28 protein-coding genes and 1 pseudogene are annotated in these 26,171 nt (G+C 72.9%); 19 read left to right on the top strand and 10 right to left on the bottom strand.

Translation table 11 applies throughout. The features are described from left to right. Positions 1-37: 37 nt before the first annotated feature. Positions 38-1,183 (bottom strand): amidohydrolase family protein, encoded by a 1,146-nt coding sequence (locus tag AB0C16_RS05180; RefSeq protein WP_357679048.1) that lies wholly within the window; start codon positions 1,181-1,183, stop codon positions 38-40. Between the two features lie 41 nt (positions 1,184-1,224). Next, positions 1,225-3,363, bottom strand: a complete 2,139-nt coding sequence (locus AB0C16_RS05175) for an anthranilate synthase component I (protein ID WP_357679294.1) — start codon at positions 3,361-3,363, stop codon at positions 1,225-1,227. Between the two features lie 237 nt (positions 3,364-3,600). Here AB0C16_RS05175 and AB0C16_RS05170 point away from each other — a divergent pair, with 237 nt between their 5' ends. From AB0C16_RS05170 to AB0C16_RS05160, 3 genes and pseudogenes are all read left to right on the top strand, one after another. Then, on the top strand, positions 3,601-5,037 hold the full coding sequence (locus AB0C16_RS05170; RefSeq protein ID WP_357679046.1) for a glycosyltransferase family 39 protein: 1,437 nt from the start codon (positions 3,601-3,603) through the stop codon (positions 5,035-5,037). A gap of 48 nt (positions 5,038-5,085) precedes the next feature. Continuing rightward, entirely contained in the window at positions 5,086-6,675 is a 1,590-nt protein-coding gene (locus AB0C16_RS05165) for a CocE/NonD family hydrolase (RefSeq protein ID WP_357679044.1), read from the top strand. Next, positions 6,675-6,776 (top strand): annotated as a pseudogene (locus tag AB0C16_RS05160) (helix-turn-helix domain-containing protein); the annotation flags it as partial. The gene AB0C16_RS05165 and the pseudogene AB0C16_RS05160, both read left to right, overlap by 1 nt. A 71-nt stretch (positions 6,777-6,847) precedes the next feature. Here the strand turns inward: AB0C16_RS05160 and AB0C16_RS05155 are convergent. Next, complete coding sequence (locus AB0C16_RS05155) at positions 6,848-7,123, bottom strand: twin-arginine translocation signal domain-containing protein (RefSeq protein WP_357679292.1); 276 nt, start codon at positions 7,121-7,123, stop codon at positions 6,848-6,850. Here AB0C16_RS05155 and AB0C16_RS05150 point away from each other — a divergent pair. Next, on the top strand, positions 7,089-7,709 hold the full coding sequence (locus AB0C16_RS05150; protein ID WP_357679291.1) for a WYL domain-containing protein: 621 nt from the start codon (positions 7,089-7,091) through the stop codon (positions 7,707-7,709). The genes AB0C16_RS05155 and AB0C16_RS05150 overlap by 35 nt on opposite strands. Here the strand turns inward: AB0C16_RS05150 and AB0C16_RS05145 are convergent. After that, positions 7,657-8,574: an SDR family oxidoreductase gene (locus tag AB0C16_RS05145; RefSeq protein WP_357679042.1), complete on the bottom strand. Its 918-nt coding sequence runs from the start codon at positions 8,572-8,574 to the stop codon at positions 7,657-7,659. The two genes, AB0C16_RS05150 and AB0C16_RS05145, sit on opposite strands and share 53 nt — an antisense overlap. Positions 8,575-8,652: 78 nt before the next feature. On the opposite strand from AB0C16_RS05145, the gene AB0C16_RS05140 reads away from it, so the two are divergent. Together AB0C16_RS05140 and AB0C16_RS05135 are read left to right on the top strand one after the other, a co-directional pair. Further along, positions 8,653-9,201, top strand: coding sequence for a VOC family protein (locus tag AB0C16_RS05140; RefSeq protein WP_357679040.1), 549 nt, complete (start codon positions 8,653-8,655; stop codon positions 9,199-9,201). Continuing rightward, positions 9,201-9,860, top strand: a complete 660-nt coding sequence (locus AB0C16_RS05135; RefSeq protein ID WP_357679038.1) for a carboxymuconolactone decarboxylase family protein — start codon at positions 9,201-9,203, stop codon at positions 9,858-9,860. Before AB0C16_RS05140 ends, AB0C16_RS05135 begins: the two co-directional genes overlap by 1 nt. On the opposite strand, the gene AB0C16_RS05130 is transcribed toward AB0C16_RS05135, so the two are convergent. Beyond that, positions 9,830-10,210: a DUF6285 domain-containing protein gene (locus AB0C16_RS05130; RefSeq protein WP_357679036.1), complete on the bottom strand. Its 381-nt coding sequence runs from the start codon at positions 10,208-10,210 to the stop codon at positions 9,830-9,832. The two genes, AB0C16_RS05135 and AB0C16_RS05130, sit on opposite strands and share 31 nt — an antisense overlap. 52 nt (positions 10,211-10,262) lie before the next feature. On the opposite strand from AB0C16_RS05130, the gene AB0C16_RS05125 reads away from it, so the two are divergent. Then, on the top strand, positions 10,263-11,453 hold the full coding sequence (locus tag AB0C16_RS05125; RefSeq protein ID WP_357679034.1) for an acyl-CoA dehydrogenase family protein: 1,191 nt from the start codon (positions 10,263-10,265) through the stop codon (positions 11,451-11,453). Beyond that, positions 11,450-12,496: a phosphotransferase family protein gene (locus tag AB0C16_RS05120; RefSeq protein WP_357679032.1), complete on the top strand. Its 1,047-nt coding sequence runs from the start codon at positions 11,450-11,452 to the stop codon at positions 12,494-12,496. Before AB0C16_RS05125 ends, AB0C16_RS05120 begins: the two co-directional genes overlap by 4 nt. A 132-nt stretch (positions 12,497-12,628) precedes the next feature. On the opposite strand, the gene AB0C16_RS05115 is transcribed toward AB0C16_RS05120, so the two are convergent. Next, the gene (locus tag AB0C16_RS05115; RefSeq protein ID WP_357679030.1) at positions 12,629-13,057 is read right to left on the bottom strand and encodes a hypothetical protein; all 429 of its coding nucleotides are present in this window, start codon (positions 13,055-13,057) and stop codon (positions 12,629-12,631) included. 172 nt (positions 13,058-13,229) lie between these two features. Between AB0C16_RS05115 and AB0C16_RS05110 the strand changes: the two genes are divergently transcribed. From AB0C16_RS05110 to AB0C16_RS05085, 6 genes are all read left to right on the top strand, one after another. Further along, positions 13,230-13,838 carry a class I SAM-dependent methyltransferase gene (locus AB0C16_RS05110; protein ID WP_357679028.1) on the top strand — a complete coding sequence of 203 codons (609 nt, stop codon included), beginning with the start codon at positions 13,230-13,232 and terminating at the stop codon, positions 13,836-13,838. An 84-nt stretch (positions 13,839-13,922) separates the two neighbouring features. After that, positions 13,923-14,729, top strand: a complete 807-nt coding sequence (locus AB0C16_RS05105) for a hypothetical protein (protein ID WP_357679027.1) — start codon at positions 13,923-13,925, stop codon at positions 14,727-14,729. Further along, positions 14,726-15,826: a hypothetical protein gene (locus AB0C16_RS05100; RefSeq protein ID WP_357679026.1), complete on the top strand. Its 1,101-nt coding sequence runs from the start codon at positions 14,726-14,728 to the stop codon at positions 15,824-15,826. Before AB0C16_RS05105 ends, AB0C16_RS05100 begins: the two co-directional genes overlap by 4 nt. 64 nt (positions 15,827-15,890) lie before the next feature. Then, entirely contained in the window at positions 15,891-17,318 is a 1,428-nt protein-coding gene (locus AB0C16_RS05095; RefSeq protein ID WP_357679024.1) for a hypothetical protein, read from the top strand. Beyond that, a complete protein-coding gene (locus AB0C16_RS05090; protein WP_357679022.1) occupies positions 17,315-18,616 on the top strand; it encodes an AAA family ATPase in 1,302 nt (433 codons plus the stop codon). The genes AB0C16_RS05095 and AB0C16_RS05090 overlap by 4 nt, the downstream gene beginning before the upstream one ends. Before the next feature lie 121 nt (positions 18,617-18,737). Continuing rightward, a complete protein-coding gene (locus AB0C16_RS05085; protein WP_357679020.1) occupies positions 18,738-19,760 on the top strand; it encodes a hypothetical protein in 1,023 nt (340 codons plus the stop codon). A 54-nt stretch (positions 19,761-19,814) separates the two neighbouring features. Here AB0C16_RS05085 and AB0C16_RS05080 read toward each other — a convergent pair whose 3' ends face one another. Then, complete coding sequence (locus tag AB0C16_RS05080; RefSeq protein WP_357679018.1) at positions 19,815-20,753, bottom strand: GNAT family N-acetyltransferase; 939 nt, start codon at positions 20,751-20,753, stop codon at positions 19,815-19,817. A 68-nt stretch (positions 20,754-20,821) separates the two neighbouring features. Here AB0C16_RS05080 and AB0C16_RS05075 point away from each other — a divergent pair, with 68 nt between their 5' ends. Continuing rightward, entirely contained in the window at positions 20,822-21,142 is a 321-nt protein-coding gene (locus tag AB0C16_RS05075; protein ID WP_357679016.1) for an STAS domain-containing protein, read from the top strand. Here the strand turns inward: AB0C16_RS05075 and AB0C16_RS05070 are convergent. After that, on the bottom strand, positions 21,102-21,452 hold the full coding sequence (locus AB0C16_RS05070; RefSeq protein WP_357679014.1) for an MFS transporter: 351 nt from the start codon (positions 21,450-21,452) through the stop codon (positions 21,102-21,104). The genes AB0C16_RS05075 and AB0C16_RS05070 overlap by 41 nt on opposite strands. 337 nt (positions 21,453-21,789) lie before the next feature. On the opposite strand from AB0C16_RS05070, the gene AB0C16_RS05065 reads away from it, so the two are divergent. Both AB0C16_RS05065 and AB0C16_RS05060 read left to right on the top strand, forming a co-directional pair. Further along, positions 21,790-22,335: a helix-turn-helix domain-containing protein gene (locus AB0C16_RS05065; RefSeq protein WP_357679012.1), complete on the top strand. Its 546-nt coding sequence runs from the start codon at positions 21,790-21,792 to the stop codon at positions 22,333-22,335. A 63-nt stretch (positions 22,336-22,398) separates the two neighbouring features. Beyond that, positions 22,399-22,842, top strand: coding sequence for an ATP-binding protein (locus tag AB0C16_RS05060; RefSeq protein WP_357679010.1), 444 nt, complete (start codon positions 22,399-22,401; stop codon positions 22,840-22,842). Here the strand turns inward: AB0C16_RS05060 and AB0C16_RS05055 are convergent. Both AB0C16_RS05055 and AB0C16_RS05050 read right to left on the bottom strand, forming a co-directional pair. Continuing rightward, positions 22,817-22,972: a hypothetical protein gene (locus tag AB0C16_RS05055; protein ID WP_357679008.1), complete on the bottom strand. Its 156-nt coding sequence runs from the start codon at positions 22,970-22,972 to the stop codon at positions 22,817-22,819. The genes AB0C16_RS05060 and AB0C16_RS05055 overlap by 26 nt on opposite strands. Before the next feature lie 56 nt (positions 22,973-23,028). Beyond that, positions 23,029-23,979: a Ppx/GppA phosphatase family protein gene (locus AB0C16_RS05050; protein ID WP_357679006.1), complete on the bottom strand. Its 951-nt coding sequence runs from the start codon at positions 23,977-23,979 to the stop codon at positions 23,029-23,031. Here AB0C16_RS05050 and AB0C16_RS05045 point away from each other — a divergent pair. Both AB0C16_RS05045 and AB0C16_RS05040 read left to right on the top strand, forming a co-directional pair. Beyond that, positions 23,978-25,030 (top strand): formylglycine-generating enzyme family protein, encoded by a 1,053-nt coding sequence (locus AB0C16_RS05045; RefSeq protein WP_357679004.1) that lies wholly within the window; start codon positions 23,978-23,980, stop codon positions 25,028-25,030. The genes AB0C16_RS05050 and AB0C16_RS05045 overlap by 2 nt on opposite strands. A gap of 4 nt (positions 25,031-25,034) precedes the next feature. Further along, positions 25,035-26,168 carry a UDP-N-acetylglucosamine--N-acetylmuramyl-(pentapeptide) pyrophosphoryl-undecaprenol N-acetylglucosamine transferase gene (locus AB0C16_RS05040; RefSeq protein ID WP_357679002.1) on the top strand — a complete coding sequence of 378 codons (1,134 nt, stop codon included), beginning with the start codon at positions 25,035-25,037 and terminating at the stop codon, positions 26,166-26,168. Positions 26,169-26,171 lie beyond the last annotated feature (3 nt).

Raw genomic sequence — 26,171 nt, 5'->3', positions numbered from 1 at the left:
AGTCTGGACGAGCCGCACCTCCTCCCGGAGGAGGAAATCACAACCGGTAGACGCGGCGGGCGTTGCCGGAGCCGACCATGTGGGCCACGCGGGCCGCGTCGGCGGCGCTCCACTCACCCGCGTCGAGCCGCGCCTTGAGCGCCCCGCCCAGCGAGCGCCGGAAGTGGAGCGCGCCCAGGTGACAGGTCTCGGCCACGCCGGCGCAGTCGGAGCCGAACATCTGCTTGTGGAACGGCGCCAGCTCCAGGAGCTCGTCCATCACCCGCCACGCCCCGGCCGCGCTGCGGGTGAGGGCGGGCCCCACGTCGACGTGCACGTGCGGGTGGACGTTGGCCAGATGGGCGGCCTGGCGGTGGTAGGGGTAGCAGTGGAGCAGGATCACCGGCACCCCGAGCGGCTGCAGCGCCCTGATGAAGCCGGTCATCCGCGCAGGGTCGGCCAGGTGCTGGCCGACGCCGGTGTCGCCGAGGCCGGTGTGAAACTGCAGGGGCAGCCCGCGCTCCCTGGCCACGTCGACCGCGGTCCAGAGCAGGTGGCGCAGCAGGATCGGGTCGGTCAGCAGCTCCTTGGGGTCGGACAGCCGCCGGTTGGCCGCGGCGAGCACCGAGCCGCGGCTCGGCCTGGACGGGTCGAAGCCGAGGCCGCACCGGTGGGCGATGACCGTCTTCATCCCGACGGCCCTGACGGCCCGGGCGGCGAGCTCCTCGGCGAGGCTGTCCATGTAGTCGAGGGCGACCTCGGCCACCTCCGCCACGTCCTGCTCGATCTGCTCGATCCGGATGATCTCGTCGGCCACGGCGGAGCCGAGCCGGCCCAGCTCGGCGGCCGACAGCAGCTCGCCGCCCTCCACCCCGGTGTCGACCAGGAACGCCAGCACCCCGGCCGCCCGCAGGAGCCGCCGGTTGACCTCGTCGGCGCCGAGCTCGGCCCGCCGGGCGAGGTAGACGGTGGGGGCGACGTGCGGCTCCAGGTCGAGCACGGGAGCGCACCAGCGGCGGATCGCGACGCCGATCGGGGTGTCGAAGTGGGTGGTGCCGGGCGGCGCGGGCCCTCCGCCTGCGCTGATCAGCAGCTCGAAGGGGGCTCTGGACAGGTCGTCGCGGCGCACCCCGTGGCAGTGGTGGTCGACGAGCGGGGCGAGCAGGGCCTCACGCACCGTGTCGGGAAGGTCTACGGGGAGCATGCGGAGACTCTAGGGGGTCGCCGCATGCTCCCGGGGTGGTTTTACCGACGCGAGAGCCGCAGCACGTTCGCGATGACCTTCGCGCCCGCGCCGCCCTCGGCCGTGAGGATCGACTCGGGGTGGAACTGCACGGCGAAGCGGCGGTTGCGGGTGTCCTCGATCGCCATCACGTTGCCGTCGGGCGTGAGGGCGGTGGCGGTGAAGCCGACGACGCCGGGCCGCTTGGCGTGCAGCGAGTGGTAGCGGGCCGCGGTGAACTCGGCGGGCAGCCCGTCGAGCAGCGCGCTGTCGCCGAGCCGCGTCACCTGGCCGCGTTTGCCGTGCTCGGGGTGGTCGAGCAGCTCCAGCGAGCCGCCCGCCTGCTCGACCATGGCCTGCAGGCCGAGGCAGACGCCGAAGACCGGCAGGTCGCGGGCGTAGATCTGGCCGATCAGCGCCGACATGCCGAAGTCGGACGGCCAGCCGGGGCCGGGTGAGAGCACCACCAGGTCGGGCGCGAGCTCGTCGATCGTCTCGGCGGGGAACCCGTGGCGCAGCGTCACCACCTCGGCCCCCTCCTGGCGGAAGTAGTCGGCCAGCGTGTTGACGAAGGAGTCCTCGTGGTCGACGAGCAGCACCTTCATGCCCTGGCCGGGCTGCTCCCTGACCGGCGGGACGGGCGCCGCGTGCGGCTCGTTGACGGCGGCGAGCGCGCCGAGCAGGGCGCTGGCCTTGAGCTCGGTCTCGCGCTCCTCGGCGGCGGGGTCGGAGTCGAAGAGCAGGGTGGCCCCGGCCCTGACGGTGGCGACGCCGTTCCTGATCTGCGCGGTGCGCAGGGTCAGGCCGGTGTTCATGGAGCCGTCGAAGCCGATGAAACCGATCGCCCCGCCGTACCACCTGCGGGTGGTCGCCTCGTGGTCCTCGATGAACTGCATGGCCCAGGTCTTGGGCGCGCCGGTCACCGTGACGGCCCACATGTGGGTGAGGAAGGCGTCGAGGGCGTCGAACTCGGGGCGCAGCCGGCCCTCGATGTGGTCGACGGTGTGGATCAGGCGGGAGTAGAGCTCGATCTGGCGGCGGCCGATGACCTGGACGGAGCCGGGCACGCAGACGCGCGACTTGTCGTTGCGGTCGACGTCGGTGCACATGGTCAGCTCCGACTCCTCCTTGACGCTGGACAGGAGGGTGCGGATGGCCTCGGCGTCCTCGACCGGGTTGCTGCCGCGGGCGATCGTGCCGGAGATGGGGCAGGTCTCGACGCGGTCGCCGGTGACCCGTACGTACATCTCGGGCGAGGCGCCGACCAGGTGCTCGCCCTCGCCGAGGCTGATGATGAACTCGTAGGGGGCCGGGTTGCTGTGGCGCAGGCCGCGGTAGAAGGCGGCCGGGTCGGCGCAGGAGGCGTGGAAGACCTGGCCGGGGACGACCTCGAACAGGTCGCCGCGCTTGAACTTCTCCTTGGCGGCGGCCACGACCTTGGCGTAGGCGCCCTTCACCGGGTCGGCCGGGATCTCGGCGGGGGCGGTGGGCGGGGTGACGTCGCCGGTCCTTTCCAGCCCACGGGTGGTGGCGCCGTCGGCGGTGAACTCGTAGCGGTGCTCCAGGCAGGTCTCGCGCTGCCGGTCGATCACGATGAGCCGGTCGGGCAGGTGCAGCACGAGGTCGCGCTGGTCGTCGGGCCGGACGAGCTCCTGCCGGATCGGCTCGAACTGGAAGGCCAGGTCGTAGCCGAAGGCGCCGTAGAGGCCGAGGTGCGGGTCGTCGCCCCGGAAGGCGGCGATGACCTCGCGGATCGCGGTGAACACCGTGGGCCTGCGGCTGCGCATCTCCTCGGGCAGCAGGTCCTCCGACTCCGGCACGTGGACCTCGACCCGGTCCTTCGTCGGCTCCTCGACCGGCTTGCCCGCGGCCAGCAGGCAGGACACCACGGCGGGGAGGATCACCCTGCCGCGCGCGTTGAGCGCCCTGGCGGAGATGGTGCGGCCCCTGGCGACCAGCTCCAGGCAGGGGTCGACGTAGCCGAACGCCCATCGGCTGTAGCGGCCGGGATAGTCCATGCCGGAGGAGAACGCGCCGCCGCGCCTCTCGCCCAGGGCCGTCACGATCTCCTCGAGCGCCTCTTCCGACACCTCGCGCGTCTCGCGCTCGACGCCGATGCCGCCGGCCGTGACATATCCGCTGGTATATCCGCTCGTCTCCACGTACTGCCCCTTGTCGATGTGAGCCGTCAAATGATGAGCCCCGGGGGCGGACACGAAAAAAGCCGCCATCCGGGGCGGCCGTCCGTTGAAATGCGAGTATCGCGCCGCCTAGGAGCGGCGCCACCACTGGAGCTCGGCGCGACTTCGCATGCCCCCCAGGGTAGCCGCCACACACAAGATCACGCAACGCGGCACGCTCGCGGTCACGGCTCACGAAGGTCGGCTAGCTTCTCGGGCATGGAACGCCCCCCACCGGCCTGGCGGCCGGTCACGTCCATCGCGGTCGCCCTGGTCGCGATCCTGATCTCCGTCAGCGGCCGTTACGGCTACCACCGTGACGAGCTCTACTTCCTCTTCCTGTCCGACCATCCCGCCTGGGGGTACGTCGACCAGCCGCCGCTGACCCCGCTGCTGGTGAGGCTGTCCGACGCGCTGTTCGGCGACTCGCTGGTCGCGTTCCGGCTGCTGCCCGCGCTGGCCGCCGGGATCCTGGTGGTGCTGGTCGCGCTCATCGCGCGCGAGCTCGGCGGCGGGGGCACGGCCCAGACCCTGGCCGCGTTCGGCACCGCCACCGGCGCGTACACCCTCATCGTGGGCCACACCGTGCTGACGGCGAGCTTCGACCTGCCGTTCTGGGCCGCGGGCATCCTGTTCGCGGTCAAGGCGCTGCTGCGCGGGCAGCCCCGGTGGTGGGCGGCCGTCGGCCTGGTCCTGGGTCTGGCCACGTACAACAAGTACCTGATCGCGATGCTGGTGCTGGGGCTGGCCGCCGGGTTGCTGCTGGCGGGGCCGCGCAGGGTGCTGATCAGCCCCTGGCTGTGGGCGGGGGCCGCGATCGCGCTGGCGCTCGCCGCCCCCAACCTGATCTACCAGGCCACCCATGACTGGCCGCAGCTGACGATGGCGGAGGCGCTCGGCGAGGACAAGGGCGGCGAGATGCGGCTGATGTTCGCGCCCATGCAGCTGATCCTGTTCGGGCCGGTGGTGTCGGTGATCGGCGCCTTCGGCTGGTGGCGGCTGTGGCGCGACCGCCGGGTGCGGGCGCTGGCCGTGGCCTACCCCGTCACCGCTGTGGCGACGCTGGTCAGCGGGGGGCGCTTCGACTACACGGCGGGCCTCATCCTGCTGCTGTTCGCGGCGGGGTGCGTGAGCGCGCAGGAGGCCGGGCTCGGCAGGGCACGTCAGGCGCGGGTGTCCCTGGTGTTCAACGGCCTGGGCTCGGCGGTGATCGCGCTGCCGCTGATCCCGGTCGCCGTCCTGGCCGCCACCCCCGTGCCCGCGATCAACGAGGTGGCGCGCGAGTCGGTCGGCTGGCCGGAGTTCGACGCCGCGGTGACCGGGGTGCTGCGCTCGCTGCCGCCCGGCGAACAGGCCAGGGCGGTGATCGTGACCGGCAACTACGGCGAGCACGGCTCGCTCGCGCGGGCGGGCCTGCCGCGTGTCTACTCCGGTCACAACCAGCTGTGGGAGTACGGCCCGCCGCCCGAGTCGGGCACCGTCGCCATCCTGGTGAACACCGGCCGTCGCGAGGATTTCGACACCTGCGAGCCCCGGGCGCGGGTGGACAACGGCGCCGGGATCGACAACGAGGAGCAGGGCATGACGGTGTGGCTGTGCCGGGGGCTCCGGCGGCCGTGGAGCACCACCTGGCCAGATTTCCAGCATTGGAACTGAACACCCCCGGGCTACCACATTCCGGGCGGCATCTGTTACTGGTAGGTCATGCGACACGTCCGGCTCCAGCGTGACCTGCCTGTGCCGATGCCCGACGGCGTGACCCTGCTGGCCGACCGCTACGCCCCGGCCGGGTCGGACCGGCCCCCGGCCATCCTGATCCGCTCCCCCTACGGCAGGCGCGGGCTGTTCGGGTGGATGTACGGCCGGGGGTTCGCGCGCCACGGGTTCCAGGTCGTGATCCAGAGCTGCCGGGGCGGTTTCGGCTCCGGCGGGCTGCTCGACCCGCTGGGCGACGAGCGCGACGACGGCCTGGCCACCATCGCGTGGCTGCGCGAGCAGCCCTGGTACGGCGGGTCGTTCGCCATGTTCGGCCCCTCCTACCTCGGTTACACGCAGTGGGCCGTCGCCGCCGAGGCCGGGCCCGAGCTGAAGGCGATGGCCACCCAGATCACCGCCTCGCAGTTCAGGGACGCCGCCTACGTGGGCGGCGCGTTCGCGCTGGAGTCGGCGCTGAGCTGGACCACGCTGACCGACGCCATGTCGCGCCGGTTCGGCGGCACGGCCGTGCTGACCGCGCCCCGGCTGACCCGGCGGGCCGTGCTGTCGGGGCGGCCGGTGTCGGAGCTGGACCTGGTGTCGGCCGGCCGGCCGCTGCGCTTCTACCGGGACCTGCTGGCCCACCACGCCGACCCGGCCGCGCCGTACTGGAACAAGCGTGACTTCTCGCCCAGGGTGGGTGAGGTGAAAGCGGCGGTCACCATGCTGGGCGGCTGGTACGACGTGTTCCTGCCGTGGCAGCTGAAGGACTACCTGGCGATGCGGGCCGCCGGGCACCGGCCCTACCTGACGATCGGCCCGTGGTACCACGTGGACACCCGGCACGGGCGGCCGTCGATGGCCGAGTCGCTGGCGTGGTTCCGGGCCCACCTGCTGGGCGACGACTCCGGGCTGCGCGAGCAGCCGGTGCGGCTGTACGTGACGGGGGCGCGCGAGTGGCGCGACTACCCCGACTGGCCGGTGCCCGGCACGCGGACTCAGCGCTGGCACCTGCGGCCGGGGTTCGGGCTGGGCACGGATGTCCCCGCCGAGTCGGAGCCCGACCGGTTCCGCTACCACCCCGAGCATCCGACGCCGGTGATCGGCGGGCCGGTGCTGCTGGCCGACTCCCGGCCGCGCGACCAGCGGCGCCTGGAGGCCCGGCGCGACGTGCTGGTCTACAGCTCTCCCGCGCTGGCCTCGGAGCTGGAGATGATCGGGCCGGTCTCGGCCGAGCTGTTCGTCCGGTCCAGCACGCCGTACGTGGACGTGGTGGTGCGCCTGTGCGACGTGCACCCGGACGGCAGGTCGCTCAACCTGGCCGAGGGCGTGCGGCGGCTGGGGCCCGGCGACACCGCCGACGCCGACGGCGTGCGCCGGGTGGCGGTGGACCTGTGGCCGATCGGGCACCGGTTCGGGCGCGGCCACCGGATCCGGGTGCAGGTGGCCGCGGGCGCCTATCCGACGATCGCCCGCAATCCCGGCACCGGCCACCACTTCGCCGCCGGCGGCCCGATGGTGCCCGCCGACGTGGAGGTCTTCCACTCCCCCGCCCGCCCGTCCGCCGTGCTGCTGCCGCTGTGCGCGCCGCGCGGCTGATGTCGCTGGTCCTGCTGCTGCAGGGCCGGGGCGGGATGACGGCGGCCGAGCTGGCCAGGGAGCTGGAGGTGTCGGAGCGGACCGTGCACCGCGACGTGCTGGCGCTGTCGGAGGCGGGTGTGCCGGTCTACGCCGACCGGGGACGCGGCGGTGGTTACCGGCTGCTCGACGGCTACCGGACCCGGCTGACCGGCCTGGACCGGGCCGAGGCCGAGGCGTTGTTCCTGTCGGGGGTGCCCGCGGCGCTGCGCGAGATGGGGCTGCACGAGGTGGCGGCGACCGCCCGGCTGAAGGCCGCCGCCGCGCTCTCCCCCGGTCTGCGCGACGCCCCGGCGACCGCCGCGCAGCGCTTCCACCTCGACGCCCCCGGCTGGTTCGCCGGCGACGACCCACCGCCCGCCGCGCTCGCACCGCTGGCCAGGGCCGTGTGGAACGACCGCCTGGTCACCGCCGCCTACAAGGAGCGGCTTCGGACGCTGGAGCCGTACGGGCTCGTGCTGAAGGCGGGCGCCTGGTATCTGGCGGCCCGCTCGCGTTCGAGGTTCCTGATCTTCCGGGTGGACCGGTTCGGCCCGGTCGAGGTCGGCGAGGCCGGCTTCGACCGGGACTCCGGCTTCGACCTGGCCGCGTTCTGGGCCGAGCAGTCGGCCTGGTTCACCCGGTCGCTGCTGCGGACCGAGATCACGCTGCGGCTCAGCCCGCGCGGGGTGCGCCTGCTCCGCCACATCGCCGACCCGGCCGCCCTGGCCGGTGCGCTCGGCTCGCTCCGGCCCGACGGCACCGTACGGCTCGCGGTCGAGTCGGTCGAGGTGGCCTACGGGCAGGTGCTGAGGTTCGGGCCGGAGGCCGAGGTGCTCGGGCCGCCGCAGCTCCGGGCGCTGGCCGCCGAGGCCGCCGCCCGGATGTCCGGCCTGTACGGGACCGGTCAGGCCCGCACGGCCGGCTGGCGGTGGTCGTCCGGGTCGCCGGGCCGGTCCGGCCTCATCGGTAGTCCTCCGGGTCGGGGGCGGCGCCCGTCTCCGCGGCGTCCGTGAGGTAGCCGACGTCCGTGAGGTACCTCCACACCTGGGGCCTGCTGCCGTCCACGTCGGTGAACCCGTACGCCAGGGCCAGCTCCTCGCTGGAGACCGACCGGCCCGACCAGCGCCGCCGATCGGGGTCGGCGGCCAGGGCGGCGACCGCCCGGCCGGTGTAGGCGGGGGTCTCGGAGACCGCGAACGCGGCGTCGGCCCCCTTGGCGACCGCGTCGCGCCAGGTGTCCTCGGTGACGCCGAAGTGCTCCAGCATCGCCTCGGAGCGCAGGAAGCCGGGCGTGATCGCCACCGCGGTGCAGCCGTGCGGGCGCAGCTCGTGGGCCTGCGCGAACGCGAGCCGGTTGACCGCCATCTTGGCCAGGTCGTAGACGAGCGACTCGCGGTAGCGGCTGACGTTGAAGTCCCAGGTGCCGTCGGTCACCTCCACGACCAGGCCGTCACCGCCCTTGATCAGCAGCGGCAGCAGGTGGTGGCTGGTGATGATGTGGGTGTCGATCCCCAGCCTGAGCAGCCGCAACCCCTTGTCCAGGTCCTGCTCCCAGACCGGCGTGTTCCAGTTCCACAGGGCGTCGGCTCCCCAGACGTCGTTGACCAGGACGTCCAGGCGGCCCTGCTCGCTCTCGATCCGGTCGGCCAGCGCCTTGACCTGGTCGCTCTCGAGGTGGTCCACCTGGACCGCGATGCCGGTGCCGCCGGCCGCGGTGACCAGCTCGGCCGTCTCCTCGATCGTCTCGGACCGGTTCATCTCCGAACGCCGCTCGCGGGTGGTCCTGCCGGTGCAGTAGACGGTCGCGCCGATCGCGCCCAGCTCGCGCGCTATGCCCCGTCCGGTTCCGCGGGTCGCCCCCGCTACCAGTGCAATCATGCGGGTGATCCTGCCCGGTAAAGAGGACATCTCATGTCATGTTTTTTGCCGGACGCCTGTGATAAGCACTTAGTTACTATGAACAGCGAATTCGAGCTCCACGGGGTCAACCACATCGCTCTGGTCTGCTCGGACATGAAGCAGACCGTCGACTTCTACTCCGGCGTCCTGGGCATGCCGCTGATCAAGACGATCGAGCTGCCGATGGGCTGGGGCCAGCACTTCTTCTTCGACTGCGGCGGCGGCAACGCGCTGGCGTTCTTCTGGTTCCCCGACGCGCCGGAGGGCGTGCCGGGCGTGTCCGCGCCGAAGAACCTGCCCGACCGGGGCGAGATGCTGTCGGCGGTGGGATCGATGAACCACATCGCCTTCGACGTGCCGCCCGAGCGGATCGAGGAGTACCGCGACCGCCTCGTCGCCAAGGGCATCGACGTGGGCGTGCTGCTCAACCACGACGACAGCGAGTTCGGCGTGGCGCCGAAGATGCACGACGGGGTGTTCGTCCGGTCCATCTACTTCAAGGACCCCGACGGCGTGCTGGTCGAGTTCGCCGCCTGGACCCGCCCCGTCGGGCAGCCGGGCGACGTGCGGCACGAGCCGAAGACCGCCGCCGACAGGACGGTCTGATGCCGAGGCTGCGGCAGGTGCCGCGCGAGGAGATGACCGACCCGGTGGTCACCTTCTTCAACGACCGGCTGTTCGAGCCCGGCAGGCAGGGCACGGCGACCGGCTCGCCCGGCGACTGGTGGACGGTGTTCGCGCTCGACCCCGCGATCTTCCGGCACTGCGTCAAGGGCTTCCAGCTCTACCGCGACTCCCGGCTCGACCCGGTGCTGCGCGAGCTCGGCCAGACCAGGGCCGGGTGGGCGCGGCAGAGCCAGTTCGTCTACTCCCAGCACTGCAAGCAGCTGCGGGCCCTCGGCGTGCCCGAGGAGAAGGTGGCGGCGATCGCCCACTGGGGCGTCAGCGACCTGTTCGACGAGCTGGAACGGGCCGTGCTCGCCTACACCGACGCGCTCGTGCTCGACGGCGGGCGGGTGCACGACGAGGTGTTCGCGGTGCTCAAACGGCACCTGCCGGACGAGCAGATCCTGGAGCTGACCTACATCACCTGCCTGTACGAGATGCACGCGACGATGGCGCGGGCCCTGCGGCTGGAGTTCGACGACCGGCCCGACCCGATCGTGGAGGTCCCGGCGCCCGACGGGTACGGCGCCCGCGACATCGCCGACGACCTGACCGGCGGCCCGGGGCCTCAGCCGCCCGGGAGGTCCGGGCCGAGGTAGCCGGGGTTGGCGACCTCCAGCTTGGCGCGGACCGCCTGCGCCAGGAGCGGGCCGAGAGCGCCGTCGCCGTCGAGGCGCCCCTCGCGGATCGCGGCGGCCAGCTCCGCGTCCGAGGACACGCCGAGCCGCGCCAGGCGGACGGCGTGCTCCCGCGCCTGGGCGGGGCCGAGTTCGAGCTCGCGCTCGACCATGCCCAGCACGTTGATCGCCACCCGGGTGTGGAAGCGCACCCGGCCGTCCACGGCCGGCAGCACGTCGGCGGCCAGGAAGTCGCGCACCGCGGCCACGAGTTGCGCGGCCGTGGGCACGTCGTGCGGCGCGGGGATCGCCGGCTGCGCGTCCTGTGACATAAGGGACCCCTTATCCGTTGACCCGGCAACGATTTTCGGCTGAGATCCTCTCATGAGCTTCGCCGTCCCCGACAGCGTCCGCCCGATCCGCGACGCCGTCCACGCCTTCATGACCGAGCGGGTGGAGCCGGCGGAGGCCGTGCTGCACGGCGGCGGCCCCGCCGCCGCCTCGGCACTCGACGAACTGCGGCGGGAGGCGAAGAAGGAGGGCCTGTGGGCGCTCGGCCACCCGCGCGAGCTCGGCGGGGGCGGGCTGCCGTTCCTCGACTACGTGTACGTCAACGAGGTGCAGGGCCGCAGCGAGTTCGGCCAGCTCGCCCTCGGCACGTTCACCCTGCAGGACTCGCTGATGCTGCACGAGCACGCCACCCCCGGACAGCGCGAGCGCTACCTGGAGCCGCTGGTGCGGGGCGACATCTGGCCGAGCTTCGCGATGACCGAGCCGAGCGTGTCGAGCAGCGACCCCACCCAGCTGCGGACGGCCGCCGTGCTCGACGGCGACGAATGGGTGATCAACGGGCACAAGTGGTTCACCACCGGCGCGTCACAGGCCGCGTACACGACCGTGATGTGCCGCACCGAGCAGGACGCGCCGCCGCACCTGGCGTTCTCCATGATCCTGGTCCCGACCGACACCCCGGGCTACACCATCGTGCGCGACACCCCGGTGCTCGGCCTCGACGGCGCCCACTGCGAGGTCCGCTACGACGACGTCCGGGTGCCCGCGGCCAACCTGCTCGGCCCGCGCGGGCAGGGCTTCGTCATCGCCCAGAAGCGGCTCGGCCCCGGCCGGATCTTCCACTGCATGCGCTGGCTCGGTCAGGCGCAGCGGGCGTTCGACCTGATGTGCCGCAGGCTGCACGAACGCACCGCCTTCGGCGAGCCGCTGGCCAGGAAGCAGCTCATGCGCCAGCACGTCTTCGACTCCTACGCCGAGATCCAGGCGGCCCGGCTGCTCACTCTCAACGCCGCGCGGGCCGTCGACGCCGGCTCCGACGCCCGCGTCGAGATCGGCGCCATCAAGGTGGTGGGCGCGCGCACGCTGCACAACGTGATCGACCGGGCCATCCAGGTGTACGGCGCCATGGGGCTGACCGGCGACACGCCGCTCGACCGGATGTACCGGCACGCGCGCGCCGGGCGGATCTACGACGGGCCGGACGAGGTGCACATCGACTCGGTGGGCCGGCGGATCCTCGGCGTCTACGCGGCGGGCGGCAACTGGGAGTTCGGCCTGCGATGACCACCGCACACGCTCACCCCTTCGACGCCGAGGCGCTGGTGCGCGAGGTGTTCGGAGCGGGGGCGACGATCGCGTTCAGCGCCCGGCTGCCCGGCGGGGCGTCGCGCGAGACATGGGCGCTCGACGCGGCCACGCCGGACGGCGAGCGGCACGAGCTGATCCTGCGCCTCGACTCCCCCGGCGCGACGCTCGACGCGGGCTCCCCGCTGGCCGCCGAGGCGACGCTGATGCGGGCCGCCCACGACGCGGGGGTGCCGGTGCCGCGGATCGTCGCGTCCGCGGGGCCCTACATCCTGATGACCCGCGTCGCGGGTGAGACCATCCCGCGCAGGATCCTGCGGGACGAGGCGTACGCCGAGGCCCGGCCGAGGCTGGCCGCGCAGTGCGGGCAGGCGCTCGCCGCGATCCACCGCATGCCGCTGTCGGCGCTGCCGCAGGTCACGGCCGACCCGCCGGCACGGGCCGCAGCCGACCCGCCGGCACGGGCCGGAGCCGATGAGGGTGGGGGCGCCGTGGTGGACGGTCTGGCGCGGGACGACGATCCGCTGCGGCAGTGGCGGGATCTGCTCGACCTGACGGGCGAGCCGCATCCGGTGTTCGAGCTGGCCCTGCGGCGGCTGGCGGCGACCCGGCCGCCGGGCGGGCGGCGGACGGTGGTGCACGGCGACTTCCGCAACGGCAACCTGATCGTCGGCCCGGAGGGCATCAGGGCGGTGCTGGACTGGGAGCTGGCCCACGCCGGCGACCCGCTCGAGGACCTCGGCTGGCTGTGCGTCAAGGCGTGGCGGTTCGGCTCGCCGCTGCCGGTCGGCGGGTTCGGCGGCTACGACGACCTCGTCAGCGCGTACGAGAAGGCGAGCGGGCAGCCCGTGGACCGCGAGGCGCTGCGCTGGTGGGAGGCGTTCGGCGTGCTCAAGTGGGGCGTCATCTGCGTCATGCAGACCATGCGGCACCTGCGCGGCGGCGCCGGGTCGGTGGAGCTGGCGGCGATCGGGCGCAGGGTGTGCGAGAACGAGTGGGACCTGCTGGAGTTGCTCGGCTGAAACCCGTTGCGCTCGGAGGCGCTCGCTCGGACGCTGCTCCGGTGACCGTTCCGCGGGCGTCCGGCCTGGTGAAGACGGCCGATGATGGGCGTCCGCGAGCTGTCTCACCCTGGACTACGGCAGTCCGGCCGCTCACCGGCCGCGGATCGATCTCAGGCGATGCGGGGCGAGCGCCGAGAGCACCAGCGACACGCCGATGACGGCGTACAGCCCGGTCGCCCCGGCCAGCGTGCCCGGCGGCTCGCCGGCGGACTGCGCCAGCCGGGGCAGGGTGGCCGCCAGGCCCGTCGCGGCGTCGAGGTCGAGCGCGAACAGGCAGCCCGCGAGGGCCAGCGGCAGCCCGCAGGTCAGCGCCGCGAGGGGCGACAGCCACGGCCAGACGGCGAGCACGGAGACGATGGCCGCCACCACCATCAGGTAGCCGAGCCCCGACGGCCCCGGGCTGAACGCGGCGTTGGCGGCGCGCAGCCCTCTGGCGCCGGCCTCGGTCAGGTAGTAGACGAGAGGCAGCGCGGCCAGACCTGCCACGACGCCGATCAGATGGCGCATCTCACGGGACACGGCAGCATCGTCCACCCTGCCGGCCCCTCGCGTGTCACGATCCGGGGACCTGATCCGGATGCCGCCACGACGCGAGGATGATAGGTGTCGATTCATGGGGATCACATCGAACAGCGGCACAGGTTCCGGCGCCATCACCCGTGATGGCTCTTCAGTGGAGTTCTACCGGCTCATGAGACCCAACGGCGAGCCCGAGATCGTGGCCGGGGTGGTGCCGGCGGGCGGTTCGATCCTGGAGTTCGGCTCGGGGGTGGGCCGGGTCACGCACCCGCTGGTCGAACGCGGCTACCAGGTGGTGGCGGTGGACGAGTCGGCCGAGATGCTGGCCTGCGTGCGCGGGGCGGAGACCATCCGGGCCCGGATCCAGGACGTGCGGCTCGACCGCCGCTTCGACGCCGTCATGCTGGCCTCCCAGCTCGTGCAGACGGCCGGCGAGCAGGACCGGCGAGGGCTGCTGGACGCCTGCGCCAGGCACGTGGCCCCGGGCGGTTCGGTGCTGATCCAGTGGTTGCCGCCGGAGCGGCACGACACCTGGCACGCCGGCCAGGGCCGGACCGAGGGCGACCTGACCATCGAGCTGGCGGCGGTGGAGGAGGTCTCCCCCGGCCTGTTCAACGCGACCATGCGCTGCACGTACGGCGCGAAGGTGTGGACCCAGTCGTTCGCCTCCCGGCGTTTGACGGACGAGGAGCTCTCCGACGCCCTGGCGGAGTCTGGCCTGCGGCTGGAGCGGTTCCTCACCGGGGATCGCACCTGGGTGCTGGCCGTGCCGACCGGCTAGACCCACGCCCTTTACGTTGTAGATCACCTCCAGCTCTTTGCCGGATTACTGGTAAATACTGGAACTCCTGTTACGCTCGCGGCCATGAGTGACCGGCTGGACGAGCTCGAGAGGCGGATCGACGAGCTCCGAGCCGGCGTGCGCGGAGCGATGCGGGTCAGGGACACCGCCACGGCGCGGGTGCTGCGTGCCGAGCTGCGCGGGGCCGAGCGCACCTGGGACGCCCTCGTGAGCGACGGCGGCGAGCCCGGCCCGGAGCCCGTCCCACGTGCCGTCAGGGAGCCGGCGCCGCGGCTCGTCACCGTGCGCGAGCAGGTGCACCAGGCGCTCACCCTGCTCGGCGCCCCCGCCCAGCCGAGGCTGATCGTCGCCGTGGGCGAGGCGTTCTTCGGCGGCACGCTCCGGGGCAACCAGCTGACCAGCACGCGGCGCGACGAGGAGCGTTCGTTCCGCGCCTCCCCGTACGGCAGGCCCTACTACCTGTGCGCGGCGCTGACCGACCGCCTCTCCCCCGCCCGCGGCCTGCTCTCGGTCAGCACGTGGCCGCTGGCACGCAGGATGGTGGGCCCGCTCAGCCCCCGCGTCGACTTCCTGACCTGCGCCATCGCGGTGGCGCGGCACCTGACCGACGATCCGCGGGCGGCCCGGCTGCTGGCCAGGATGGCGCGGAACATCCCCGGCGGCAGCCGGAGCGACCTCGGCCCGCCCGACCCCGGCCAGGTGATCGAGGCGGCGGCCGCGGAGCTGGCCGTGCACGCCGAGCGCGACACGCGTGACCGCGACACGCTGGCGAAACGCGCGACATCGCAGCTCGGTGACGCGGCGCGGCTGTTCGGCGCCGCTACGCTGAGCACCCTCGCCAGGGACACGACCACGAAAGGCGGCCGATGAACCGGCTCGACGCGTTGCGGGGCACGACGCAGCAGAAGCCGCACGACGCCCGGGCGATAGCCGCGCTCGCGGCCAACCCCGGCTGCACGCGCAGGGCGCTGATGGACGGCGCCGGAATCGACAAGGACGCCGCCGCCCGGCACCTGGGCTTCCCCGCGCCGTTCGGCCAGTCGCCGTTCGCGATCACCCGGGGCAACGTGTTCGAGTCGCTGGTCAAGGCCGACGGATGCGCCGAGCTGCTGCGGATGCTGCGTGAGCTGCTCGGCCTGCCGGTCGCCGAGGTGGCCTACCACGACGTGGAGAACGTCGGCGCCCACCTGCGCCACGCCCACACGCGGGCGCTGTTCGACCGGGCGGCCCGCGACGGGCTCGACGCGGGCACGGTCTACGACCACCCGCTGCTCAGCCTGGAGATCGCCGGGCACACCGCCTACCTGGAGCCCGACGTGGTCGCCTTCCAGGTGGGCGGCAGGTTCCACATCGTGGAGATCAAGTCGTTCGCGGTGATCGACGGGCAGGCCGACCCGGCGGCGGTGGCGGCCGCGGCCCGGCAGGCGGCCGTCTACGTGCTGGCCCTGCGGCGGCTGCTGCAGGAGCTGGGCCACGACCCGCTGCGGGTGGCGCACGACGTGGTGCTGGTCTGCCCGGAGAACTTCGCCAACCGGCCCGTCGCGACGCTGGTCGACGTGCGCAGGCAACTGGCCGTGCTCCAGCGGCAGCTGTCCCGGATGACCGGGCTCGACAGCCTGGTGGCCGACCTGCCCGCCGACCTGTCGTTCGACCTGCTGCCGGGCGAGGACGGGCTGCCGACCCGGCCGCCGGCCGAGCTGGCCGACGCGCTGCGCCGGGCCACCGCCCGCTACGCGCCCGACTGCCTGTCCGCCTGCGACCTGTGCTTCTTCTGCCGCGACGAGGCCCGCCAGGAGGGCGCCTCCGACCTGCTGGGCCGCCAGGTCCGCGACGAGCTGGGCGGCGTCGCCTCCGTCGCCGAGGCGCTCGGGCTGGCCGACGGCACCCGGGATCCCGCCGAAGGGCAGGAGGAGATCGCCCGCCTGCTCCGCAACGCCGAGCGGCTGCGCCAGGAGTGCCTCGCATGACCTCCGCGCCGCCGGGAGCCGGCCGGCCCGACTCGCCCCCCGCGCGGGGCGTCCGGGAGCGCCCGTGAGCCTGCTCACCTCCCTCGCCCGGCTGCGGGCCATCGACGAGGGCATCGCGCAGCCCATCGCGACCGTCCGGCACTGCCACCTGTCCGCGCGGCCGATGGTGTTCATCCCGCTGAAGCTGTCCGGTGAGGCCGCCGCGCCGCTCGCCGCCATGCTCGGCACCGAGCGCGCCACGCCTCACCTGCTCGTCGTGACCCAGCCGCGCAACCGCGACCTGCGGTTCGCCTGGGCCGCCGAGCTGGCCGGGCTGCTCCTGCCGTACATCGAGGGGTTCCTGAGCGGCACGGAGACGGTGGAGCGCAGAAACGCCGACCCCTACGAGCGGGTGCTGGACGCGCCGCAACTGGTCGTGCCGAACCCCGCGGGCGTGGCGTTCACCCGGCTGCTCGGCCGGTCCACGCGCTTCCGCCGCCCCGACGGCCCCTATCCGGTGCCCGAGGGGGTGCCGATGCTCGGCCGCTGGCTCACCTACTTCGCCGAGCGGGCCGCCTATCCGGGATCGTCGCTCACGCTGGCCGCGACCGAGGAGCTCGGCAGGCACTGGGCGAGCGGGCAGAGCGGGCTGGAGGACGCCAACCTGGCCGCGCTGACCGGCTGGATCACCGAGGGGCCGAGCGACGACGCGGAGGACCCGCTGATCTGGCCGCCGGCCGGTCCGGCCACCGATCCCGGGTTCGACGCCGAGGTGCTGGCACCGGCGATCGAGAGCGGGTCGGCCGAACGCGTCACCGAGGCGCTCCGCGGCCAGCTCGAACCCACCTGGCGGCTCATGTGGCAGGCGATCGACCTGCTCGGCGGTCTGCCCGCGGGCGCGGGCGTCGCGCAGCGGTGGGAGCAGGACCGCGGCTCGTTCAGCGGCATGGCCGCGCAGATCGCCGAGGGGGCGCCGCCGCAGGCCCGGCGCGACGGCGCGATCGCCGCCGCCTCCCGGCTGGCCCGCATGGAACGCGCCCAGGCCGCCTACGACGTGCAGCGCGCCTACGACGACCCGCTGGTGATGGCCGAATACCGGCTGACCGGCGAGGCGTTCGCCGGCGAGGTGGTCGAGTCCGACCCCGGCCGGGTCGAGGGCGAGGGCCGCTCCCGCAAGCTCCGCCCGCTCGTGGTGATCAAGACCGACGATCCCGTACGACTCGCGCCGGGCACCGCGCTCGGCACCCCTCAGCGACGCGAGCAGGGCGCCGAGCTGGTGTCGGCCCGCGACGGCCGGGTCACCTTGAAGATCACCAAGGGCATGGGCCGGTCGAAGACACCCGCTCCGGGGTCGGTGCCCGAGGTGGGCGAGCGGGTCTGCTACACCTCGCTGACCGACGACTTCAAGGGCTCGCCCGGCCTGCCCGAGGCGGAGGCGACGCCGTGGACGCACGGCGGGCCGCCACGCGAGTACGTTCCGACCGACGAGGACGCCCTGGAGGAGTGGTCGTGACCGCCGAGCCGGCCGAGGAGGCTCCCAGGAGTCCCGAGCAGGTGATCCGGGACGTGCTCGCCGACCTGCCCCGGCATCGCGGCGTGGTCGTCGACTCGCCGCCGGGGGCGGGCAAGTCCACGCTGGTGGTGCGGGCGGCGGCGCACCTGGCCGCGACCGGCGAGCCGCTGATGATCGTGGCGCAGACCAACGAGCAGGTCGACGACCTCATCTCCCGGATCTCGGCCGGGCACCCCCGGCTGACCGTGGGGCGGCTGTCGGCGAGCGGCTACGTGCCGCCGGCGCGGTTGCTGGAGTTGCCCGGCGTCACCGTCGGCACCCGTGTCCAGGACCTGGGCGATCCCGACATCGTCATCGCGACCGCCGACAAGTGGGCGTGGATCTCCGGCCGCACCTGGCCGTGGGCGATCGTGGACGAGGCCTACCAGATGCGGTCCGACAAGCTGCTGCGCATCGCCGGGCTGTTCGAGCGGGCGCTGTTCGTGGGCGATCCGGGCCAGCTCGACCCGTTCTCCGTCGTCGACGGCGACCGCTGGTCCGGGCTGTCGTGGGATCCGCTGCAGAGCGCGGTGTCGGTGCTGCTGCGCCACAACCCGGATCTGCCGGTGCACCGGCTGCCGGTGTCGTGGCGGCTGCCGGCCTCGGCGGCCCCGGTGGTGTCGCGGGCGTTCTACCCGTTCACCGGGTTCCGGTCCGGCACCGGGCCGGGCGATCGGCGGCTGGAGCTGTCCACGGGCGGCATGGGCACCGTGCACGACCGGGCGCTGGAGGAGGCGGCACGCTCCGGGTGGGCGCTGCTGGAGCTGCCCGACCGGCACACGGTGCGGACCGACGGCGAGGCCGTGCGGGCCGTGGCGCTGCTGGCCGCGCGGCTGCTGCAGCGCGGCGCGGTGGCTGGCTCGGAGCAGGGCGAGCGGCCGGTGACGGCTGACCGGATCGCGGTCGGCGCCGCGCACCGCGACCAGGTGGCGGCGATCAGGGCCGCCGGGCTGCCGCCGGAGATCACCGTCGACACCGCCAACCGGCTGCAGGGACGCGAGTACGACGTGACGATCGTGCTGCATCCGCTGTCGGGGCGGCGCGACGCCACGGCGTTCCACCTGGAGTCGGGGCGGCTGTGCGTGCTGGCCTCGCGGCACCGGCACGCCTGCGTGGTGGTGGCCAGGGCGGGCATCGCCGAGCTGCTCGACGCCCACCCGTCGGCCGAGACCGTGCAGCTGGGCGTGCCGGTGAAGTTCCCCGACGGCTGGGAGGCCAACCAGTCGGTGCTCGACCACCTGTCCGCCCACCGGGTCTAGCCGGTGTCGGCGCGGCTTCTCAGACGTCCCCGTTCGTCCCACCGAATTCGAACACGGAAGGGGGCGACGTCGAACCGAACGCCCCGGACGCGTGTCTGATCAGTGGGATAAGGAGGGGCATATGTTCGTCAAATCCGTCGTCGCCGCGTTAGCGGCCATGGTGGTCGCCGTCGCCGGCGCACCCGCCGCGCACCCGGCCGCGTCAGAGCCTCGGGTCAAGCTCGCCGGCACCTCGGGCGAGGTCCGGGACACGGCTCGGGGGCCGGTGCTGGCTTCGTACTCACTGGTCTTCGACGCGGGTCAGGGGCATTACGGGTATCTGCGCGAGGGAGGCCGGTTCGTCAAGACGCGCTATCGCGAGGCGCTGGTGGCACCGGGTGAGAGGTGGGTCGCGGGGATCCCGGACAACCGCCTGTGGGTCCCGGTGAAGACCATCGACCTGATGGACCGCGGGAGCGGCCGCACGTACAAGGTTCGCCTGCCCGCCCCCGTGACCTCTCCGGAGTGGTCCTCGGACGGCCGCACCCTGCTGCTGACCGCGTACCGGCCGCATTCCGACGGCAGCCTGACGATCATCGGGTTCGTCACCCTGAACGTGGCCGACCGCGTTCCCCGGCTGGTCAGGACGGGGCCCCGGCATCGGGTCGCCTTCTGGGACATCGGCCGCGCCCACCGCTTCTACTTCGCCGGCGACGCCGGCCGGGTGATGGCCATGCACGACGAACCCGGCGTGGCTCCGGGCGGGCTCCGCATCGCCGTCTACGACCTGCGCGGGGAACGGCGCAGGTTCTACACGGGCGTCGGCGCCCTGGACGAATGGCACACCGTCACCCCGTTCTCGCCGTCGGGCAAGCTGTTCGCCACGTTCGTCCGCGGGGGTGACGACGGAGGCCGGATCGCCGTCGTCGAGGCGTCGACCGGGAGGATCGTCCGCCGGATCGGTGACGACATCCACGCCATCGCCGGCTGGTACGACGACACGCACCTGATCGTGCAGCGAAAGCGCTCCCGCGGGCAGGTCGTCTACCAGCGGGTCTCCCTGTCCGGTGGGGCCGACCTCGACCTGATCAAGGAGAGGCTGATCGCCGGCCCCGCGGAGTACGAGCCGCATCTCGAGCGCGTGAACTTCGTCCGCCGCGGCTGACGCGACCAACGGTCGCGGGGGCCGCGAGGTCGCACGGTCGCCGGATCCGGCGGACTAGATCCGGCGGCGCCAGATGTCGATGACGAGGACCAGGCGCATGCCCGCCGACAGGTAGAGGTCGAGCGCGGGGGTGGCGTTGTTGGAGTCGACGTGCAGGATCGTGCCCTTGCGGCCGCGCGCGGCGTCGGCGGCGAAGGCGTGCCGCAGCAGGAAGCGGCCCAGGCCGCGCCCCCGGAAGGCGGGCAGCACGGCCAGCGTGGCGACGTAGCCGCAGCCCTCGTCGCTCACGAACTGGTCGTTGCCGATCGCGACCGCGGCCGGGCGGCCGTCGATCCTGGCGACGGTCAGCCGGCTCCAGTCGGTGACGCTCTGCGCCTGCCTGCGCTCGTGCCACTGCTCGTAGTCGACCGGGACGAAGCCGAAGTGCTCGGCGAACCCCTCCTGGTGGATCCGGTGGGCCTCGCGGCGCACGTCGTCGGTCTCGCCGGTGTGCAGGGTCAGGCCGGGCAGTGGGGCGGGCGGGTCGAGCGGGCCGTCGTGGTCGATGCGGAGCCGGTGGTAGCTGGTGCCGGGCTCGAACCCGTGCTGTCGGGCCAGCGCCTGCCTGGCCTCGTCGGCCCGGTAGATGCCGATGTCGACGGTGGCGCCGTCGTGGCCGCGTTCGCGCGCCAGCTCGCCGGCCCGCCCGAGCACCGTCCGCCACAGCCGGCCGGCCAGGTCGCCGGACGGGTCGGCGCCCGGCCGGACGATCACCTCGATGTCGACCAGGTCGCTGTCGCCGTTGCGGCACGCCCAGGCCCAGGCGTTGGGCCGGCCGTCGTCGTCGTGGCTCAGCCAGGCGTCCCGCTCGAGGTCGAAGCCGGGCTCGGCGAGCTGGTCGGCGATGTCGTCGAGGGTCGAGTCGGCCTGGCCGATGACGTCGATGTCAGAAGCGGTCACGAGTTGGTGGATGACGGAGGCGTCCTCGGCCCGTGGCCGTCTGATTGATTCCATGGTGGGGATTTTGCACAACCCTCGACCGGAGCGCCGCTGGTTTTCCGGCCGCTCGTTAGGCTGGGTGTGTGCTTGACAAGAGGCCGCTCCAGATCGAGATCGCGACGCCGGACCAGGCGACCGTCCGGCTCGCGCTGCGGGGCGACCTCGCCTATGACACGGTCGCGCAACTGGCGGCGCTGGCGCCCGCCGCCGGCTACCGCGTGCTCGAGGTCGACCTGTCGGAGCTGTCGTTCATCGACTCCTCCAGCCTGGCGGCGCTGATCCGGCTGCACCAGCAGGCCGAGCTCGCCGACGCGGCCCTGCACGTGGTGGCGCTGACGCCCCACCTGCGCAGCATGTTGCGGATCACCGCGCTCGACCAGTTGCTGGTGCTGCCGCCGCTCTGACCGGACCGGCGGCGCCAGCTGCGCCAGCGCGGCCGGGTCCATCCGGCCGCCGCCGCCGGCCGTCCTCTCCGCCTCCTCGGCGCAGCGACATGACCGCCGCCATGATGCCCTGGTACTGGCCGCGCTCGCGGGGCGGGACCAGGTCGCCGATGATGGCCATGACGTTGACGATCAGCCCGCCGGCGCCGAGGCCCTGCAGGGCCCGGAAGCCGATCAGCTCGGCCATGCCGCCCTCGGGGCCGCCTAACAAGGCCGAGCCCGCCATGCCGCAGAGCGCGGAGCCCGCCATGAGGATGACGATGGAGACCATGAAGATGGTCTTGCGGCCGTAGAGGTCGCCGATCTTGCCCCAGATGGGGTGGAGACGGTCGTGCCCAGCACGTACGCCGTGACGACCCAGGACAGGTGCGACAGCCCGCCGAGCTCTCCGACGATGCGCGGCATGGCCGTGCCCACGACCATGTTGTCCAGCATCGCCAGGATCATCGCGAGCATCAGCCCGGGCAGGACCACCATGACCTCGCGACGGCGTCTGGCTGCTTCATCCATGGGCACCCCCTATTTGCGATCTTGCTTACTTGCCGACCGGCAAGCATACGATAAACTGCATACTTACTTGCCGGCCGTCAAGTCGAAATAGGTGCACAGTGCGGGAAGACACGCGGACCCGAATCCAGGAGATCGCGCTCAGGCTCTTCACCGAGCAGGGCTACGAGGCGACCTCCCTGCGGGAGATCGCCGAGGAGCTCGGCGTGACCAAGGCCGCGCTCTACTACCACTTCAAGACCAAGGACGACATCGTCGCCGGCCTGGTCGACCTGCGTGTGGCGGAGATCGAGGAGCTGCTGGCCTGGTTCAGGGCGCAGCCCCGCACGCCGGAGGCGCGACGTCAGCTGGTCCTGCGCTACGCGGACCAGCTGAAGCGGAGCCGCTACATGGAGATCGCCCGTTTCCTGGAGCGCAACCAGACCGCGCTGCGCGAGCATCCGAAGCTCCTGCGGATGCGGGAGGTGATGCTGGAGCTGACCACGCGGATGAGCGAGCCCGGTGATCCGCTCGCCACGCGCATCAGCCGGTCGATGGCGCTGTTCACGCTGCACGCGGGCAAGTGGATGGCCCACGACGAGACGCTGTCGGAGGACGAGATCACCGACGCCTCCGTGGAGGTGGCGCTCCGGCTGCTGGAGGCGTAGCCGGTGATTGGGATCGCCGATCGTGGGCAGGTTGCTCCACGCATCCGAACGGGAGGAGACGCGGTGGAGACGACGATAGCGCTCCGGTTGCCCAGGGATGCGGCGAGTGTCCCGCTGATCAGGCAGATCTTCGAAGGCGCCCTGCGCACCCTGGGCGTCGATCCGCCGGTCCGCGACGACATCGAGCTCATGCTCACCGAGGCGTGCGCCAACGTGATCAGGCACGCCGCACACAGTGACGAATACACCGTGACCGCGGGAGTCTATGACGATCTGTGCGTGATCAGGGTCATCGACACCGGGAGCGGATTCGACCCCGGCAAGGTGCGCGAGGCGCCGGCCGGGTCCGAGCACGGCCGGGGGCTGCAGATCATGCGCGCGCTGGCCGACGACGTCCGCTTCACCAGCAGGCCCGAGCAGGGGGCGATGGTGTGCCTGGAGAAGCGGCTGACGTTCGTGCCGGGCGCCGCGGGACCGCCCCTTATGACGAGCGACCACCCCGCATGACGTTCTGGCGGGTCGCCCCCGCCACCAGCGCGAGCGTGATCAGCACGACGACCGAGACGACGAAGAGGGCCACGAGCATCAGGGAGAAGGCGATCGCCAGCGAAGCGATCATGCCGAGGATGGCCAACATCAGCCCACTATTTCCGGACAACCAGGACTTATACCTCTTTTGAGGGTACGTCACGGTTACCGAGGGGCGAGGTCGAGACGGCTCGGCAGCAGGTCCAGGCGGCGCAGGATGACGCCCTCACGCAGCGCCCACGGGCACACCTCCAGCCGGTGGACCTCGAACAGATCCATGGCCGCGTCGGCGACCAGGGCCCCGGCCGCCAGCTGCTCTGCCCGCCCGTCCGACACTCCCGGCAGCCCGGCCCGCTCAGCCGTTGTCATCGTGGGGAGCTTGACCGCCCAGTCGGCCATGTCCTGGCGCGACAGCGAACGCGAGACGTAGTGGCCGTCGCCGGACGGGGCCGCTCCGGCGATCCTGGCGAGCTGCTTGAAGGTCTTGGACGTGGCCACGGCCCGGGTGGGCTCGCCGAAGCGCACCACGTCGCCGACCTTGCGGGCGATCTCGGCGCGTACGTGGCGGCGCAGGCCGCGCACCTCGCCGGGCGAGGGCGGGTCGGTGGTGAACCAGTCGCGGGTCAGCCGGCCGGCGCCCAGCGGCAGCGACACGGCCACGTCGGGCTCCTCGTCGAACCCCGCCGCGATCTCCAGCGAGCCGCCCCCTATGTCGAAGGCGAGCAGCCGCCCCGCCGACCAGCCGAACCAGCGGCGCACGGCCAGGAACGTCAGCCTGGCCTCGTCACGGCCCGACAGGACCTCGATGTTGACGCCGCAGCGGTCGTCGATCCGGGCCAGCACGTGCTCGCCGTTGGCGGATTCGCGGACGGCGGAGGTGGCGAAGGCCAGGAAGTCCTCGACGCCCTTGTCCTCGGCGATGCCCAGCGCCTCCTCGACGAACGCGCCGAGCAGGTCGATGCCCTCGGCGGACAGCTCGTTGGCCTCGTCGAGGTGCTCGGTCAGCCGCATCTCCTCCTTGTGGGAGTAGGCGGGGATGGGCCGGGCACCGCGGTGGGCGTCGACGACGAGGAGATGGACGGTGTTAGAGCCGATGTCCAGCACGCCGAGTCGCATGGAACGACGCTACCGGTCCGCGACCGGCACGGCGAAACCGGACATGACCGACGTCGGGGGCAACGAGGTCATGGCCGAGCGACTACCCTTCCAGGTGGTTACGACACGAGGGGGGATCGTGGGCGCGTGCTGCGGCCCGAGCAGGGGCACTGCCGCTCCGCCGTCTCCGGTCCAGGATCGGGAGCGGGGACGGCCGCCCGAGCCGGCGCCGGTGCGGCGCGAGCCGCCGCGCGGGATGGCGCGGGTGCCCGGCGGGACGTTCCTGATGGGCGGCGACGATCCGGACGGCTGGCCGGACGACGGCGAGGGGCCGGTGCGCGAGGTGCGGCTGGCGGCGTTCCTGATCGACCCCGCCTGCGTCACCAACGCGCAGTTCGCCACCTTCGTCAAGGAGACCGGCTACGTCACGGAGGCCGAGCGGATCGGCTGGTCGTTCGTGTTCCGGCAGTTCGCCCGGCACGGCGTCATGGACGCGACGGTGCCGGGGGCGCCCTGGTGGGTGGGCGTCGAGGGGGCGGCGTGGCGCTCTCCCGAGGGCCCCGGTTCCTCCGTGGGCGACCGGCAGAACCACCCGGTGGTGCACGTGTCGTGGCACGACGCCCACGCCTACGCCTCCTGGGCGGGCAAGCGGCTGCCGACCGAGGCGCAATGGGAGATGGCGGCGCGCGGCGGTCTGGAGCGCAGGAGATACCCGTGGGGCGACGAGCTGGCGCCGAAGGGCCGCCCCAGGTGCAACATCTGGCAGGGCCCCTTCCCGGCCGCGCCGAGCAGGGGCACGATGCCGGTGAAGTCGTTCCAGCCCAACGGCTACGGCCTCTACAACGTCTCGGGCAACGTCTGGGAGTGGACCGCCGACTGGTGGGCCACCACGTGGGAGCCGTCCGCCACGGACCCGGCCGGTCCGGCGGAGGGCACGGCCAGGGTGCTCCGCGGCGGGTCCTACCTGTGTCACGATTCCTACTGCAACCGCTACCGGGTCGCCGCGCGCACCGCCAACACTCCCGACTCCTCGACCGGGCACACGGGTTTCCGCTGCGCGGCCATACCCTGATCGCATGTCACGAACCCTGCGACTGTTGATCACCGGAGGCGGCACCGGCGGTCACACCTATCCGGCCCTGACGACCCTGACGGCCATCCAGCGACGTCAGGTGGCGCACGACGTGCTCTGGGTGGGCACGGCCGGCGGCCTGGAGGCGAGGATCACGGCCGAGCACGGCATCCCGTTCAAGGCGATCACCACCGGCAAGCTGCGCCGCCGGCCCAACCTCCGCGAGCTCGGCACCAACATCGCCGACGTGTTCCGCATCCCGGTGGGCGTGATCCAGGCGGTGGTGCACGCCGCCCGATACCTGCCCGACGTGGTGCTGTCGACCGGGGGTTACGTGGCGGTGCCGATCGGGGTGGCGGCCAAGCTGATCCGGCGCCCCCTGGTCATGCACGAGCAGACCACGGTGGTGGGCCTGGCCAACCGGATGCTGGCCAGGCTCGCGACCCGGATCGCGCTGTCCCACGAGTCGTCGCTGGAGCACCTGCCCGCCTCGGCCCGCGACAAGGCCGTCGTGACCGGCAACCCGGTCAGGCCGGAGCTGCTGCGGGGCAACCAGGCCGCGGCCTACGACCTGTTCGGGCTGACGTTCGAGGTGCCGTTGATCTACGTGACGGGCGGCGCGCAGGGCAGCAAGCAGATCAACACGCTGATCGCGGAGATCCTGCCCGGCCTGCTGCCGCACGCGCAGGTGGTGCACCAGTGCGGGCCCGCCTGGATCGAGCAGATGCGCGCCATCGAGCTGCCGCCCGAGCTGGCCGACCGCTACCACCCGGTGCCCTACGTCGGCTCGGAGCTGCCCGATCTGTACGCCGCCGCGGACGTGGTGATCGCGCGCAGCGGAGCCGGCACGGTGTCGGAGCTGACCGCCGTCGGCAGGCCGTCGGTGCTGATCCCGCTGATCCCGACGGGCGGCGACGAGCAGCGCAAGAACGCCGCCTACCTGGCCTCGGCGGGCGCGGCCCGGGCGCTGCTGGAGCCACGTCCGACGGCGGAGCTGCTGCTGGCCGAGCTGATGCCGCTGCTGGCCGACCCGGGGCTGCGCGCGTCGATGGCCGAGGCGGCGCACAAACTGGGCCGGGTCGACGCCGCCGACGCGCTCTGCGACCTGCTGCTCGAGGCGGCCCACTGGCCGCGTTAGCGG

It is taken from the genome of Nonomuraea sp. NPDC048916 (assembly GCF_040649575.1).
Classification (GTDB): Bacteria; Actinomycetota; Actinomycetes; order Streptosporangiales; family Streptosporangiaceae; genus Nonomuraea.
Note: the sequence above shows the minus strand (reverse complement) of the source record. Positions and strands in the feature narration are given on the sequence as shown.

Coding starts and splice junctions, on each gene's coding strand:
- AB0C16_RS05050 (WP_357679006.1), bottom strand. CDS start 23,979: ATGCGACTCGGCGTGCTGGACATCGGCTCTAACACCGTCCATCTCCTC.
- AB0C16_RS05130 (WP_357679036.1), bottom strand. CDS start 10,210: ATGTCACAGGACGCGCAGCCGGCGATCCCCGCGCCGCACGACGTGCCC.
- AB0C16_RS05085 (WP_357679020.1), top strand. CDS start 18,738: ATGTTCGTCAAATCCGTCGTCGCCGCGTTAGCGGCCATGGTGGTCGCC.
- AB0C16_RS05140 (WP_357679040.1), top strand. CDS start 8,653: ATGAACAGCGAATTCGAGCTCCACGGGGTCAACCACATCGCTCTGGTC.
- AB0C16_RS05180 (WP_357679048.1), bottom strand. CDS start 1,183: ATGCTCCCCGTAGACCTTCCCGACACGGTGCGTGAGGCCCTGCTCGCC.
- AB0C16_RS05100 (WP_357679026.1), top strand. CDS start 14,726: ATGAACCGGCTCGACGCGTTGCGGGGCACGACGCAGCAGAAGCCGCAC.
- AB0C16_RS05145 (WP_357679042.1), bottom strand. CDS start 8,574: ATGATTGCACTGGTAGCGGGGGCGACCCGCGGAACCGGACGGGGCATA.
- AB0C16_RS05040 (WP_357679002.1), top strand. CDS start 25,035: ATGTCACGAACCCTGCGACTGTTGATCACCGGAGGCGGCACCGGCGGT.
- AB0C16_RS05165 (WP_357679044.1), top strand. CDS start 5,086: ATGCGACACGTCCGGCTCCAGCGTGACCTGCCTGTGCCGATGCCCGAC.
- AB0C16_RS05120 (WP_357679032.1), top strand. CDS start 11,450: ATGACCACCGCACACGCTCACCCCTTCGACGCCGAGGCGCTGGTGCGC.
- AB0C16_RS05135 (WP_357679038.1), top strand. CDS start 9,201: ATGCCGAGGCTGCGGCAGGTGCCGCGCGAGGAGATGACCGACCCGGTG.
- AB0C16_RS05055 (WP_357679008.1), bottom strand. CDS start 22,972: ATGTTGGCCATCCTCGGCATGATCGCTTCGCTGGCGATCGCCTTCTCC.
- AB0C16_RS05105 (WP_357679027.1), top strand. CDS start 13,923: ATGAGTGACCGGCTGGACGAGCTCGAGAGGCGGATCGACGAGCTCCGA.
- AB0C16_RS05080 (WP_357679018.1), bottom strand. CDS start 20,753: ATGGAATCAATCAGACGGCCACGGGCCGAGGACGCCTCCGTCATCCAC.
- AB0C16_RS05045 (WP_357679004.1), top strand. CDS start 23,978: ATGGAACGACGCTACCGGTCCGCGACCGGCACGGCGAAACCGGACATG.
- AB0C16_RS05125 (WP_357679034.1), top strand. CDS start 10,263: ATGAGCTTCGCCGTCCCCGACAGCGTCCGCCCGATCCGCGACGCCGTC.
- AB0C16_RS05070 (WP_357679014.1), bottom strand. CDS start 21,452: ATGGTCTCCATCGTCATCCTCATGGCGGGCTCCGCGCTCTGCGGCATG.
- AB0C16_RS05110 (WP_357679028.1), top strand. CDS start 13,230: ATGAGACCCAACGGCGAGCCCGAGATCGTGGCCGGGGTGGTGCCGGCG.
- AB0C16_RS05170 (WP_357679046.1), top strand. CDS start 3,601: ATGGAACGCCCCCCACCGGCCTGGCGGCCGGTCACGTCCATCGCGGTC.